Source organism: Ruegeria sp. K3 (assembly GCF_056531845.1).
Window position 1 is genome coordinate 206,555 of the sequence record NZ_JBQFMM010000003.1, and the last position, 13,778, is coordinate 220,332.

Annotated in this window: 12 protein-coding genes; 9 read left to right on the forward strand and 3 right to left on the reverse strand. The window is 60.1% G+C overall.

All coding sequences use genetic code 11. The features are described from left to right. The first annotated feature begins 518 nt into the window (after positions 1 to 518). From ACR0MP_RS07560 to ACR0MP_RS07585, 6 genes are all read left to right on the forward strand, one after another. Positions 519 to 1,283, forward strand: coding sequence for a uracil-DNA glycosylase (locus ACR0MP_RS07560; RefSeq protein ID WP_480886285.1), 765 nt, complete (start codon positions 519 to 521; stop codon positions 1,281 to 1,283). After that, positions 1,280 to 1,879, forward strand: a complete 600-nt coding sequence (locus ACR0MP_RS07565; protein ID WP_480886287.1) for a metallophosphoesterase family protein — start codon at positions 1,280 to 1,282, stop codon at positions 1,877 to 1,879. The genes ACR0MP_RS07560 and ACR0MP_RS07565 overlap by 4 nt, the downstream gene beginning before the upstream one ends. Continuing rightward, entirely contained in the window at positions 1,876 to 2,496 is a 621-nt protein-coding gene (locus tag ACR0MP_RS07570) for a LysE family translocator (protein WP_480571424.1), read from the forward strand. Before ACR0MP_RS07565 ends, ACR0MP_RS07570 begins: the two co-directional genes overlap by 4 nt. Positions 2,497 to 2,502: 6 nt before the next feature. Then, positions 2,503 to 3,045 (forward strand): molybdenum cofactor biosynthesis protein B, encoded by a 543-nt coding sequence (gene moaB / locus ACR0MP_RS07575; RefSeq protein WP_170408382.1) that lies wholly within the window; start codon positions 2,503 to 2,505, stop codon positions 3,043 to 3,045. 105 nt (positions 3,046 to 3,150) lie between these two features. After that, on the forward strand, positions 3,151 to 4,608 hold the full coding sequence (locus ACR0MP_RS07580; RefSeq protein ID WP_170513173.1) for an efflux RND transporter periplasmic adaptor subunit: 1,458 nt from the start codon (positions 3,151 to 3,153) through the stop codon (positions 4,606 to 4,608). 5 nt (positions 4,609 to 4,613) lie between these two features. Next, positions 4,614 to 8,015, forward strand: coding sequence for an efflux RND transporter permease subunit (locus ACR0MP_RS07585; RefSeq protein ID WP_170736724.1), 3,402 nt, complete (start codon positions 4,614 to 4,616; stop codon positions 8,013 to 8,015). Here ACR0MP_RS07585 and ACR0MP_RS07590 read toward each other — a convergent pair. Continuing rightward, a complete protein-coding gene (locus tag ACR0MP_RS07590) occupies positions 7,982 to 8,431 on the reverse strand; it encodes an NUDIX hydrolase (protein ID WP_170408379.1) in 450 nt (149 codons plus the stop codon). The two genes, ACR0MP_RS07585 and ACR0MP_RS07590, sit on opposite strands and share 34 nt — an antisense overlap. Before the next feature lie 4 nt (positions 8,432 to 8,435). Beyond that, positions 8,436 to 9,248, reverse strand: a complete 813-nt coding sequence (locus ACR0MP_RS07595) for a protein-disulfide reductase DsbD domain-containing protein (protein ID WP_170408378.1) — start codon at positions 9,246 to 9,248, stop codon at positions 8,436 to 8,438. A gap of 148 nt (positions 9,249 to 9,396) precedes the next feature. On the opposite strand from ACR0MP_RS07595, the gene ACR0MP_RS07600 reads away from it, so the two are divergent. Further along, positions 9,397 to 9,951: a YqgE/AlgH family protein gene (locus ACR0MP_RS07600; protein WP_170395693.1), complete on the forward strand. Its 555-nt coding sequence runs from the start codon at positions 9,397 to 9,399 to the stop codon at positions 9,949 to 9,951. Here the strand turns inward: ACR0MP_RS07600 and ACR0MP_RS07605 are convergent. Further along, positions 9,948 to 10,895: an L-threonylcarbamoyladenylate synthase gene (locus ACR0MP_RS07605; protein WP_480886289.1), complete on the reverse strand. Its 948-nt coding sequence runs from the start codon at positions 10,893 to 10,895 to the stop codon at positions 9,948 to 9,950. The two genes, ACR0MP_RS07600 and ACR0MP_RS07605, sit on opposite strands and share 4 nt — an antisense overlap. 132 nt (positions 10,896 to 11,027) lie before the next feature. Between ACR0MP_RS07605 and ACR0MP_RS07610 the strand changes: the two genes are divergently transcribed. Both ACR0MP_RS07610 and ACR0MP_RS07615 read left to right on the forward strand, forming a co-directional pair. Beyond that, positions 11,028 to 12,731, forward strand: coding sequence for an acyl-CoA dehydrogenase family protein (locus ACR0MP_RS07610; protein WP_170408376.1), 1,704 nt, complete (start codon positions 11,028 to 11,030; stop codon positions 12,729 to 12,731). Continuing rightward, positions 12,731 to 13,777 carry an MBL fold metallo-hydrolase gene (locus ACR0MP_RS07615; protein ID WP_170408375.1) on the forward strand — a complete coding sequence of 349 codons (1,047 nt, stop codon included), beginning with the start codon at positions 12,731 to 12,733 and terminating at the stop codon, positions 13,775 to 13,777. The genes ACR0MP_RS07610 and ACR0MP_RS07615 overlap by 1 nt, the downstream gene beginning before the upstream one ends. The last annotated feature ends 1 nt before the right edge of the window (position 13,778 follow it).

A 13,778-nucleotide genomic window follows, 5' to 3' on the forward strand; every position in this document is an offset into this window, starting at 1 on the left:
GGGCGCGAACATCCGCCGCCCGGCAAGCAGGATGAACCGGCTCCGCAACTCCTACCATCTGCGCAGGTTGTGGGTGGAGCTGGGACCAAATCCGGTCGGCTGCGCTCGCATTCCCCGCGCCCGTTGCAGAAGCTGCCACCGGGGCAATCCAGGCGCGAGGTGCACTTGTTCGCCCCCGCCGGGGCGCAACGGGTTCCTCCTGCCACGCAGCGCTCGAACGGGCCGCAGGTGCGCCCACCTCCACAATAGGTGTGTCCCGGCGGGATACAGCGGCCATCAAAGCTGCAGCGCTGGCCTGCGGGGCAACAACCGCGCCCGCATTGCAACTGTCCGGCGCGGCATTGTGTATTCCGATCAAACAGCTGCGCACTCGCCGAACCGCCAGAGGTTGCCAGCAATAGAGCAATCAGAAGGAATCGCAGAAATGACAGCATGACCCTGCCATGGTCGGTGCGACCCTGTGCCATGGCAAGGTCTATTCGCTTTCCCTCGGTCAAAAGCTGGTTAGATTGAGGGTTATGGAATCGGGCTTGGACCATCATACCGCGCGGGCGCTGCTGGAATGGCAGATCGAGCTGGGCGCAACCGAGGCGATCGGCGACGCGCCGGTAGATCGCTATGCGTTGCCGGACAAAGCGGCCAAGGCTAAGAAACCAGCTGCGGTTGAACCTGCGAAAAAACCAGAGCCGGTCGATGCCGCAGCTGTTGCAAAACAGGCGGCGAAAACCGCTGCATCGCTCGTCGATTTGCGTGCGGCGATGGAGGCGTTTGATTTTTGCGACCTCAAACGCGGCGCGCGGCAGTTGGTGTTTGCCGATGGCACCCCCGGTGCACGGGTAATGATCATCGGCGAAGCGCCCGGCCGTGATGAGGATCGCGAAGGTAAGCCCTTTGTCGGGCGCGCTGGGCAATTGCTGGACCGGATGCTGGCCGCGATTGATCTGGATCGGCGCGAGAATGTCTACATTACCAACGTGTTGCCGTGGCGGCCCCCGCAGAATCGCGATCCCAAGCCGGAAGAGATTGGCATGATGAAGCCGTTTCTGGAACGGCATGTGGCGTTGGCCAAGCCCGAGGTGCTGGTAGTGATGGGCAATATCAGCTGTCAGGCCCTGCTGGGCAAACGCGGTATCACGCGGCTGCGCGGGAAATGGGATCAGGCGCTGAACCTGCCGGTCATCCCGATGTTCCACCCGGCCTACCTGCTGCGTCAACCGCAGATGAAGCGACAGGCCTGGGCCGATCTGCTGGATTTGCAAGCACGGCTGAGAGGCGCGGGATGAGAGTTCTGGCGTTTTCCGATCTTCATATGGCGCGCAACCGGGCCGCTGATCTGGTGGTCGCCAGCGCCGAGGCTGATCTTGTCATCGGAGCGGGGGATTTTTGCAATGCGCGGCGGGGCCTGAATGAAGCGATGCAGATGCTGTCGGGCATTGCAGCGCCGCTGATCCTGGTGCCGGGCAACGCTGAGAGCGCCGAGGAACTGACAGCCGCTGCGCCCGAAGGCGCGCATGTTCTGCACGGGACGGGCATGACATTGGATGGTCTGCGCCTGTTCGGGCTGGGTTACGGTGTGCCGGTGACGCCTATCGGAGACTGGTCCTGCGATCTTACTGAAGCTGAAGCATCGGAACTGCTGGACCGGTGCGAGGCTGCGGATGTTCTGATCGCGCACTCTCCGCCAAAAGGATATGGGGATGTGACATCGCAAGATGTGTCGGTCGGCTCGACCGCAGTTCGGGACGCGGTTGAACGCATCCAACCCGATTTTGTCTTTTGCGGTCATATCCACGACAGTTGGGGATACCGCGGCATGCTCGGGCGGTCTCAGATCGCCAATCTGGGCCCAAAATCACATTGGTTCGAGGTAACAACGTGATCGAGACAGTTACATTGATGGCCTTCGTCCCAGCCGCACTGGTGCTGAATTTCACACCCGGCGCTGACATGATGTTCTGTTTCGGGCAAGGGTTACGGTCCGGGTCACGCCCAGCGATGATGGCCAGCCTCGGTGTTTCGACGGGTTTGATGGTGCAAGTTTTGCTGGCGGGGCTTGGACTTGGGGCGTTGGTATCAGCCGTGCCTTGGCTGTTTGACGTTATCCGGTGGATGGGCGTTGCTTATCTGTTAGTTCTTGCATGGGGCGCAATCCGGAAAGGGGCAGTGTCGGACGATGCAGCAGTCAAGCCTGCTCATTTCGCGTTTCGCGAGGGGTTGCTGGTGAACCTGACCAATCCCAAGGTCATTCTGTTTGTTTTGGCCTTTATCCCTCAGTTCGTGGACCCAGCAAACGGCCCGGTTCTGCTGCAATTCCTAACCTTTGGTGCAATCATTACTTTGGGCAGCATTCTAGTGAATGGGATGGTCGGTATCTTTGCGGGCGGAGCAGGACGCATTTTGATCTCAAACCCACGCGCTTCACGTATCATTGGATTGGTCACGGGCGGGATATTCGCGGCTCTTGCCATCCGGCTTGCCATTATGGAAAGGGCTTGACGACATATGTCGCGCATTGACGAAAGCATTGAGTTCATCCCCGTCCGTATTGCGGTTCTGACCGTGTCGGATACACGCTCACTGGATGACGACCGCTCGGGCCAGACGCTTGTCGACCGGATCGAAACGGCTGGACATTCAGTGGCGGACCGCAAGATCATTCAGGACGAACGCGCCCAGATTGCCGAGCAATTGCGCAGTTGGATTGCGGATCCTGAAATCGACGTCGTGATCTCGACCGGCGGCACAGGTCTGACGGGTCGCGATGTGACAGTCGAGGCACATCGGGATGTTTATGAAAAAGAGATCGAAGCGTTTGGCACCGTTTTCACCATCGTGTCCATGGAAAAGATAGGTACTTCTGCCGTGCAGTCACGCGCCACAGGCGGAGTTGCAGGCGGAACCTATCTGTTCGCGTTGCCGGGCAGCCCGGGTGCCTGCAAAGACGCTTGGGATGCGATTCTGGAGAAGCAGTTCGATTATCGCCACCGGCCCTGCAATTTCGTTGAAATAATGCCCAGATTGGACGAACACCTGCGACGGAAGTAGACTGGTTCTGCGTTTAATGGATCATAACCGCTTTGTGGCTTGGCATTTTTTGCGACCCGGCTACCTTTGCGGAAGGCAGCATGTGCGACCAAAGGTGAGTGACCGATGCGATTTCTGCGGCAAAGCCTTGTTGGGGTCTTCCTGGCGTTCCTGACGCTGGGCCTGCTGATCGTTGCCGCACAGATGATCTCGGGCGCGGTTCAGGATGTGCTGACGCGGGACAATCAGGCACCTGAGGCGCGGGAACGCATATTCGCCGTTACCGTGCGAACCGCCGAGCCGGAAACCGTCACTCCTTATCTGGAAGCGTTTGGCCAGATTCAAAGCCGCCGCCGGTTAGAGCTGCGCGCGGCCTTGGGTGGGCGCGTTGTATCACTGGCCGAAGATTTTGAAGATGGCGGTACCGTAACGGCGGGAGAATTGCTGGTCGAACTGGACCCAGCCGATATGCAATCGGCTCTGGACCGTGCCAAATCCGATCTTCTGGATGCCCAGTTTGAAGAGCGCGACGCCGAACGCTCGCTGCTGTTGGCGCAGGATGAGTTGAAATCAGCCGAGGCACAGGCCGAACTGCGTGACCGGGCTTTGCAGCGTCAGCAGGACCTGCAGACGCGAGGTGTCGGGGCTGCTGCAAGCGTCGAAGAAGCGGAACTGGCCGCAACATCGGCTCATCAGGCAGTTCTCGCGCGCAGGATCGCGTTGGCGCAGGCCGAATCCCGGGTGGACCAGGCGACAACTCTGTTTGCGCGGGCGCGTATCGCGTTGGAAGGGGCCGAGCGTGACCTTGAGGATATGACGATCCATGCCGGGTTTGATGGGACGCTGACCGAGGTTACTTTGGTTGAAGGCCGCTTGGTCGCGGCCAACGAAAAGCTGGCCGAACTCGTCGACCCCAATGCGCTTGAGGTCGCGTTTCGGGTTTCCACCGCGCAATTCGTGCGGTTGCTGGACGCGCAGGGTGATCTGATCTCAGCCCCGGTGACTGTATCGCTTGAGGTCACGGGGACCGATCTCACTGCCACCGGCCGGATCAGTCGCGATAGCGGCGCGGCGGGTGAAGGGCAAACCGGGCGTCTGATCTATGCGCGTCTCGACGACGCGCCGGGATTCAAGCCGGGGGATTTTGTCACCGTTTCGATTGAAGAACAGCCGCTCGATAATGTGGTCCGTCTGCCATCCTCGGTTCTGGACGCCACGGGCAACGTGCTTGTTCTCGGCCCCGATGACCGGCTGGAACCGTTGGCTGTGCAATTGATCCGTCGTCAGGGCGATGAGGTGCTTTTGCGTGGTGAAGGCCTGGAAGGCCGCGAGGTTGTGATTGGCCGGACGCCTCTGCTGGGTTCGGGTGTACGTGTGCGGCCCCTACGGATTGAGGCGAACGCTGAAACTGATCCGGGCATGGTCGAGCTTTCGGACGAAAAGCGCGCTCAGCTTGTGGCTCAGGTCGAGGCCAGTGATGCGATGTCTCAGGAAGACAAAGCCCAAGTATTGGGCCAGTTGAGCGAGGCCAAAGTGCCCGCCACCCTAATACGCCGTCTTGATGACAATCGGGCCGGGGGCTAAGCGCGATGATCCGCGACATTCCCAACGCGGCGGGCGGTATCCTCAGCTATTTCACCCGGCACCGGACTGCGGCCAATCTGTTGCTGCTGATCATGCTGGTGCTGGGGGCCGCCGCGATCCCCAACATGCGGGCACAGTTCTTTCCTGATGTGATTCTCGAACGCGTCGATGTGAACGTTCAATGGGACGGCGCAGGCCCCGAGGATGTCGACAATGGCATCGTCCAATTGCTGGAACCTGCGTTACTGGCGGTTGAGGGTGTTGCCAGTACTGAATCGACCTCACGTGAGGGAACTGCGCAGGTCCGGCTGGAGTTTGAGCCGAACTGGGACATGTCTCGCGCGGTTGAGGAGGTCCGGACCGCCGTCGATAGCGTCACCAACCTGCCCGAAGACGCCGAGGAACCAACCATCAGGCGCGGCGCTTGGCGGGATCGTGTCACGGATGTGGTCATCACGGGGCCCATCGAAGCTGAACAACTGGCCAAATTCACCGATGAATTGATAAGCCGCCTGTTTGCGGTTGGTGTCACGCGGACAACGATCCGGGGACTGGCCGCGCCGCGTGTGGTGGTCGAAGTCCCCACCGCACAGTTGATCGCCAATGATATCTCGCTTTCGGATATTGCCGAGGCCATTGCGGCAGAAGTCACCGCGAACCCCGCGGGCGATGTCACAGGTGCCAATGCGCGTATTCGGACAGGTGTTGAGAAACGCACCCCGGAAGAGATCGAAGGCATCGCCCTGCGCAACTTTGCCGATGGCTCAAAGCTGGTTGTGGGCGATGTGGCTGAAATTCGGGTCGAAGGGGTCACGCGCAACCGCAGCTATTTCGTCGGTGACAATCCGGCGATGTCGATCCGCGTCGACCGGTCCAATTTGGGCGATGCCATCGGAATTCAGCGCGATGTCGAGGACGTCGTGGCCGAGATGCAGGCCAGCCTGCCCGAAGGTATCACGGTTGAGCTGATCCGCACCCGCGCACAAGCGATCACCGACCGACTGGATATTCTGGTCGACAATGGGCTGGTCGGGCTTGGGCTGGTGGTTTGTCTACTCTTCCTGTTTCTGAACGCCCGCATCGCTTTCTGGGTGGCTGCCGGTATTCCGGTGGCAATGTCTGCGGCGATTGCGCTGATGTATCTGGGCGGGTTGTCGCTGAACATGGTGTCTCTGTTCGGTTTGATTATTACCTTGGGCATCGTGGTTGATGACGCCATCGTCGTGGGAGAGCACGCCGATTTCCGTGCCCGCCGTTTGGGCGAAGCGCCAATCGTAGCTGCAGAACGCGCTGCCCGCCGTATGGCGATGCCGGTGTTTGCTGCAACAGTGACCACGGTCATCGCCTTCTTTGGTCTCACCGCCATCGGTGGCCGCTTCGGAGAGCTGATCCGAGACATCCCGTTCACCGTTATCGCTGTCCTGATTGCCTCACTGATCGAATGCTTCCTGATCCTGCCGAACCATATGGCCCATGCCATCGCGCATTCGGCTAAGGAGCATTGGTATGACTGGCCCAACCGGGTTGTGAACAAGGGCTTCCGCTGGGTGCGCGACCACCTGTTCCGCCCGCTGGTCGCTTGGGTGGTCTGGGCACGGTATGTGGTTGTTGCACTGATGGTGGTGATACTGGCCAGCCAGATTGCTCTGTTCATTCGGGGCGATGTGAATTGGCGGTTCTTCAACGCACCGGAACGCGGCTCGGTCACTGGCAATTTCATCATGGTCGAAGGGGCGACGCGCGCTGAGACGCTGGAAATGATGCGCATGGTCCAGAAAGCCACGGAAGAACTGGGTCAAGTTTACGAAGAACGCCATGGCCGCAATCCAATCGAATACGTTCTAGCCGAGGTTGGCGGTTCGGCCGGATGGGGGCTGCGCGCGGCGGATGGCAAGGATGACGATCTACTGGGCGGCATCTCGATCGAGCTGATTGATGCCGACTTGCGCCCCTATTCCAGCTTTGAATTTGTGGGCGAGCTGCAGGATTTCGTGCCGCGCCACCCGAAGGTTGAGCTGCTTAGCTTCCGTGGCTGGCGTTCAGGGCCCGGTGGCGATGCGATTGACGTGCAGTTCTACGGTGCGGATGTGAACACATTGAAATCTGCATCCGAGGACCTCCAGGCGGAACTCGCGAAATACCCTGAAGTTTCAGCGCTCGAGGATAACCTCGCCTATGACAAGGAAGAGTTCATTCTGGACCTCACCGCGCAGGGTCAGGCGCTGGGTTTCCGCATCGAAACACTGGGCCGCGTGTTGCGAAACCGGCTGAACGGGATTGAGGCCGCGACCTTCCCGGATGGTCCGCGTAGCACCGAGATTCGGATCGAACTGCCCGAGGGCGAACTGACTGCAGATTTCCTCGAACGCACATTGATGCGGACTCCGGATGGCGTTTATGTCCCGCTCGCCGATATCGTCTCGGTCGAGCGTAAATCGGGTTTCTCGACCGTCCGGCGCGAAAATGGTCTGCGGGTCATCTCGGTGAATGGTGATATTTCCGAGGACGACCCGGCGCAGGCTGCCGAAATCGCCCGCGCCATGCGCGAAGAGATATTGCCAAACATCGCCGCCGAACGGCAGGTCGAATGGCGCATGGCTGGCCTGAGTGAGCAGGAGGATGAATTCCTGTCCGAGGCCCGCACAGGCCTGATCCTGTGTCTGACCGGAATTTATCTGGTATTGGCTTGGGTCTTTGCCAGTTGGACAAGGCCCTTGGTGGTCATGGCGATCATTCCCTTTGGCCTCGTGGGCGCGATCTGGGGGCATTACCTGTGGGGCGTGCCGTTAAGCATGTTCACCGTCGTCGGCCTGTTGGGCATGACCGGGATCATCATCAACGACTCGATTGTTCTGGTGACCACAATCGACGGATACCGGAAAGAGCGCGGGTTGGTGCCGTCAATCGTAGAAGGTACGGCAGATCGTTTGCGGCCTGTGATGCTGACCACGCTGACCACGGTACTGGGGCTGACGCCCTTGATGTACGAAAGTTCGCAGCAGGCGCAGTTTTTGAAACCGACGGTGATCACACTGGTCTATGGGCTGGGCTTTGGCATGGCCCTGATCCTGCTGCTAGTGCCTGCGTTGCTGGCCATCCTGAACGACATCTCACGCCCGATGACATCGATGAGACGGGCCTTGCGCGCGCCGGACAGGGTGGTACGCAATGCCGTGCGCGCAACGGGCGCAGCGTTGGCGATCTGGCTGGGTGCCTCGATGATCTGGCCCGTAGTGACAGGTGCGCCGTTGGTGCTGCTCTCGGGTCTCTACCCCGCCGCCGAAGGTCCAAGTGTGCTGCAAATGGGCTTTGGCGTTTTCGTAGCGGGTGCGACCGTGATCCTGCTGGTGGGTGTCGTGCTGTCCAGCGTGCTTTATGCACGCTTGTCGGATCGGGTTGAGGCTTGATCCATCTCTAAAGCACGCCGCAAAAGATCGGGAACGCGGTCGCTCATTGGCAGGTCGCCGCTGGTGATCTGGTCCACCGGAAACCACTGAGCGTCCTGCGCGTCGTCTGCAGCGACAGGCGTGCCGGTTACATAGCGACACGCAACTCCGACCAGCAGGTAGTGCGCCCGGGTCTGCCCGCTATCATCGCGCAGCAAAAGGTCGAGATTGTCGAGATAGACCAAAGGCTCAGCAATCACACCGGTCTCTTCCCGCAGCTCGCGGGTGGCGGCGTCCAGAACCGTTTCACCCCATTCCACATGGCCGCCTGGAAAGCCCCACAACCCCTGATCGGGTTGCTTGCTGCGTTGCACCAAAAGTACCTGGCCATCGTTCAGCACGACAGCCAAGGCACCGATCTTTGGGGTCTGGCTCATCCGGTCAGCCTGCGCTGCATCCTTGGATATCGACAGCGTGGTTTGCCCCCAGAACCGTGATGCGCACTTCGGACCGATCCAGCGCAAATGGCCCGCCGGAGGCACCGATAATCTCCGAGCTTGCGATCAGGGTGTTGCCCTGACGGCGTGTATCGGGCTGCGATGCCCAGAGTGCCGGGTTTCCTGGTTCAATGACGGCGAATTCGGACCCGCCCGCTGAAGGCATGGTGATACGCGCCTCGATCCGCATTCCGTCTGCAGTGGGAGTCAATTGGCACGTCGCATCCGCCACGCCTGCTTCGCGTTCGGAAAACGGGCGCTGGGCGAGGGCTGCGGCGATGGCCGGATTGCGTGCAGCGTCGGCATCCATTGTGTGATCGAATTGCAACCGACCCGGCACGCAGACATCCTTACACACGCCCAAGTCCATCTCGCCGCGCAAACGCACGGGTTTGGCAGGGTTCTTAGGCGTGATTTCGACGGGCAGTACAAGTTGATCCTCATACCCGACCGAGCGCAGCCCGTTCTGATCAAACACATGCGGCGCGGGCCATGTGAAGGCTATGTCTGCAATATTGCGAGAGCCTTTCCAATCAAACTGCGGCGGAATGCCCGCATCGCCGGGTGCGCGCCAATAGGTCTTCCACCCGTCCTTGAGCTTTAGACGCAAGGCCCCCTGATAGTTACCTTCGGCGGTTTTGCCGCCGTCCAACACCTCAAGCTGAACCAGATTATCAACCCCCTGCGCAGTGGCGGGGGCACCAAAACAAAGGCTGACGGCCAACACGGCTGCAGCAGATTTGCAAAGCGCTTTCATATGCAGAACATGCGCATTCCGGTCGTGATTGCCAAGTCACGTTCCGGTCACTTCTGTGAAATGCACGGAAATCCCGGCTGATCCCTTGCCATTCCCCGGTTCACAGGGTCATTCTAGGGATATCCTATGGCGCAAGAGATATCTGCTGATGGACCTTACGGGAAAACTGTTGATTGCGATGCCCGGAATGGGCGACCCGCGATTCGAGCATTCGGTCGTCTATATCTGCAGCCATGGTGATGACGGCGCGATGGGATTGATCGTGAATAAGCCTTCGGACTTGCGGATCAAGACCTTGCTGGAACAGCTCAACATCCCGTGTCGGATACCCGTAATTGGCGAACGGCTGGTGCAGTTTGGCGGCCCGGTCGAGATGTCGCGTGGCTTTGTCCTGCATAGCGCAGATTATGAGGCGAATCTGCATTCAATGCAGATTTCCGAAGATTTCAGCATGACCGCAACGCTGGATGTGCTCGAGGATCTGGCCTCGGGCAAGGGGCCGCTGAATTCGATGCTGACTTTAGGTTATTCCGGCTGGGGGCCGGGTCAGTTGGAAGATGAGATCGCGATGAATGGTTGGTTAACGACTGATGCGTCGTCGAAACTGGTCTTTGATGTCCCCGATGACGAGAAATGGGAGGCGGCTTTGGCCACGCTTGGTGTTGATCCGCTGACCCTTTCAGCCAGCGCAGGCCGCGCCTAATCGCGAGGGGCTGCTGCGCGGCGTAGACGGTCGTTGATGGCCGCACCTAATCCGTGATGGGGAATTGGTGATACGGCGATTGGCCGACCGGTATCGTTAAGTTTGTGAAGGGCGGCAAACAGGTTGGCGGCGGCCTCGGGCAGGTTGCCGGTGCTGGAGAGGTTCAGATCACAATCAACGGAGCCAAAACCCAGCAGCACCTCGTCCCCCTGCCGTGACCGGGCGTTCAGCCGCACCGGCGCGTCCGGCGCGTAATGGGATTGCAACTGGCCCGGCGCAGTAAGCAGATCGCCGGGTTGGTGGTGATGCAGTTCTGCCTTTAGAACCTCTTCGATTTGTTCCAATGCGACACCACCTGGACGCAACAGGGCAGGGGTGCCGGCCAGACCCACAATAGTGGACTCAAGCCCGACACCGCACGGCCCATCGTCCAGAACTGCGGCTATGCGTCCCTCCAGCCCCGCTCGGACATGGGCCGCCGTCGTTGGGCTGATCTGACCAGAGGGGTTGGCCGATGGCGCTGCCACAGGACCGTCAAAAGCGGCCAGTAAAGCCTGCGCTGTGGGTTGCGCAGGCACCCGAACGGCCAGAGTATCCAAGCCAGCTGTGACCAGCGACGAAATCCCGTGATCGGGGCGCAGAGGAAGAACCAGAGTTAACGGTCCGGGCCAGAAGGCATCAGCCAACAAATCAGCCTGATCGGTCCATTCGACGAAGCGTTTCGCGGTCTCGGTTGAGGCGACATGGGCGATCAGTGGGTTAAAACTGGGTCGCCCCTTGGCTTCATAGATCGCGGCCACAGCCTCGCCGTTCCGTGCATCGCCACCCAGTCCATAGACGGTCTCGGTCGGGAAAGCGACCAGCAGCCCCTGTCGCAACAGGTCAGCGGCCTTGGCGAGCCCGTCGGCGTTTGCTGGTAAGTCTTGAGTACCGAGAAGGGTCATGGATCGTGACGCCGCGTTTTGGTTGCTTGCAGTTCAGGTAACGGTAGGTAATCGTGCCAGCCCAGATGAATACCGGCGTGGGGCCGGGATTCCAACCCCACGCTGACAACTTGCCAGAACCAGAGGGAAACCATGCCCTATCGTGCCCCGATCTCAGACTATGAATTCCTGTTCCGCAACGTGATCGGTTTTGACCAGATCGCCGCGACCGAGAAGTTCTCGGACGCCAGCGAGGACGTGGTTAGCGCCATTCTGACCGAGGCCGGAAAGCTGTGCGAAGAGGTCATGGCCCCGCTGCAACGCCCCGGCGATCTGGAACCCGCGCGGCTGGAGAATGGCGTATTGCGCACCTCTCCGGGCTATGCCGAGGGCTGGAAGGCGATTGCCGAGGGCGGCTGGATCGGGATGAGCGGCGATCCCGAATATGGTGGTATGGGTCTGCCCATGACCATGACCACTGCCGTGAATGAGATGATGAGCGCGGCCTGCCTGTCCCTGCAGCTCGCTCCGTTGATGACCCAAGGCCAGATCGAGGCGCTGGAGCATCACGCAAGCGATGCGTTGAAGGCGCTCTATCTGCCCAAGATGATGGCGGGTGAATGGTCAGGCACCATGAACCTGACCGAACCGCAGGCCGGATCGGATGTGGGCGCGCTGACCTCGAAAGCCGAAGACAATGGCGACGGCACCTATTCGGTGACCGGGCAGAAGATCTATATCTCTTGGGGCGACAACGACTTTGCCGAGAATGTCTGCCATCTTGTTCTGGCCCGCCTGCCAGACGGTGTTCCGGGAACCAAAGGGATTTCGCTGTTTCTGGTGCCGAAATACATCCCCGACGAGAACGGCAACCCCGGCGTGGCCAATGACCTCAAGGTGGTTTCGCTGGAACACAAGATGGGCCTGCACGGCTCGCCGACCTGCGTGATGCAATATGACGGGGCCAGAGGCTGGCTGGTCGGCAAGGAACATGGCGGGATGGCCGCGATGTTCACCATGATGAACAACGCGCGTTTGGGCGTTGGTGGCGAAGGTGTGGGCGTCGCCGAGGGCGCTTATCAACACGCGTTGGCCTATGCGTTGGAGCGTAAGCAGGGCAAGACGCCCTCGGGCACGATCATCGACCATGCGGATGTGCGGCGGATGCTGATGTCGATGCGCGCGGATGTGTTTGCGGCGCGGGCGATCATGCTGGCCAATGCAGCTGCAATCGACATGGCGCAGGCCACGGGTGAGGCCGATTGGGCGGCACGTGCGGCGCTGCTGACGCCGATCTGCAAGGCTTTTGGCACCGAGACCGGCATGCGCGTTTCCGAGACCGGCGTTCAAGTGCATGGTGGCATGGGCTTCATCGAAGAAACTGGTGCTGCACAATATTATCGCGATGTCCGTGTGACCGCGATCTACGAGGGCACCAATGGTATTCAGGCCATGGACCTCGTAGCGCGCAAGATGATGGATGGGGGTGAGGCGGCCTCGAACCTTCTGGATGAGATCGAGGATCAAGCTGAGAAGGCGCGCGCCACGATGCCTGAACTTGCTGGTCCTGTTTGGGAAGCTTCCGAGTCGTTGCGGGAAGCGACGGAGTGGCTCGTTGCTCAATCGGATATGAACAACCGGTTTGCTGGCGCGGCTTCGTATCTAAAAGCGTTCGCGCGGGTTCTGGGCGGGCATTACCATTTGTCAGCGGCGCTAGCCGATCCCGATGGACCGCGCGCCAAGTTGGCACGTTATTATATCAATGTGCTGCTGCCTGAACATACGGGCTTGCTTGCGCAGGCGCAGAACGGGGCGGATGACCTCTATGCCCTCAGCCCAGAGGAACTGGCGGTTTAATGGATGACGAGGCTCCGCAAGTGATGCGATATCCGTGGGAGGAACCACCCGCTCCTTGCGAATGGGTCGAAGTTGCAGAAGGAGTTCTGTGGATCAGGCTGCCTTTGCCGATGGCGCTGGATCATGTGAATGTCTATGCACTTGATGATGGCGACGGCTGGACCATCGTCGACACAGGGCTTTCTTCAAAGAAAACACGGGGAATCTGGCAGGCCCTGATGGAAGGGCCATTGGCTGGCAAACCCGTCCGTCGCGTTGTCGTGACTCATCACCATCCTGACCATGTCGGCAATGCGGGCTGGTTCCAGTCCGAGCATGGTGCAGAACTGGTCACCAGTCGTACCGCATGGTTGTTCGCGCGTATGCTGACGCTGGATGTGCAAGAGAATTGGCCGAAGGAAACGTTGGATTATTACCGCAGCGCGGGGATGGATCCGGACGTGCTGGCCGGTCGGATGGCCGAGCGTCCGTTCAACTTTGCAGACGCCGTGTACCCTATGCCGCTGGGATTTACCCGTGTCAAACAGGGCGACGTGATCCGCATGGGTGGCCGCGACTGGGATGTTCACATGGGCAACGGCCATGCGCCTGAGCATTGCACCTTCTGGAGCCGCGAGGGCAATCTGGTGCTGACCGGCGATCAGATCCTCAGTTCGATCAGTTCCAACTTGGGCGTCTATGCCACCGAGCCGATGGCCGATCCGGTGGCCGACTGGTTGGAGGCTTGCGAACGCCTGCAACCGCTGGCCCGGCCCGATCATTTGGTTTTGGGCGGGCACAAACTGCCGTTCACCGGGTTGCCGATCCGCATGCGGCAGTTGATCGATAACCACCACGGCGCGCTGGAGCGTCTGCTGAACGATCTCGATCAACCCAAAACCGCCGCCGAGTGCTTTGCCCCGCTGTTCAAGCGCCAGATCAGGGGCGGGGAATACGGTCTCGCGCTGGTCGAGGCGGTTGCACATATGAACCATCTCTACCACATTGGAGCTGTCGCCCGGACGCGGCGCGCGGACGGAGCTTGGGAATATCAGCGCAAAGGGTAGA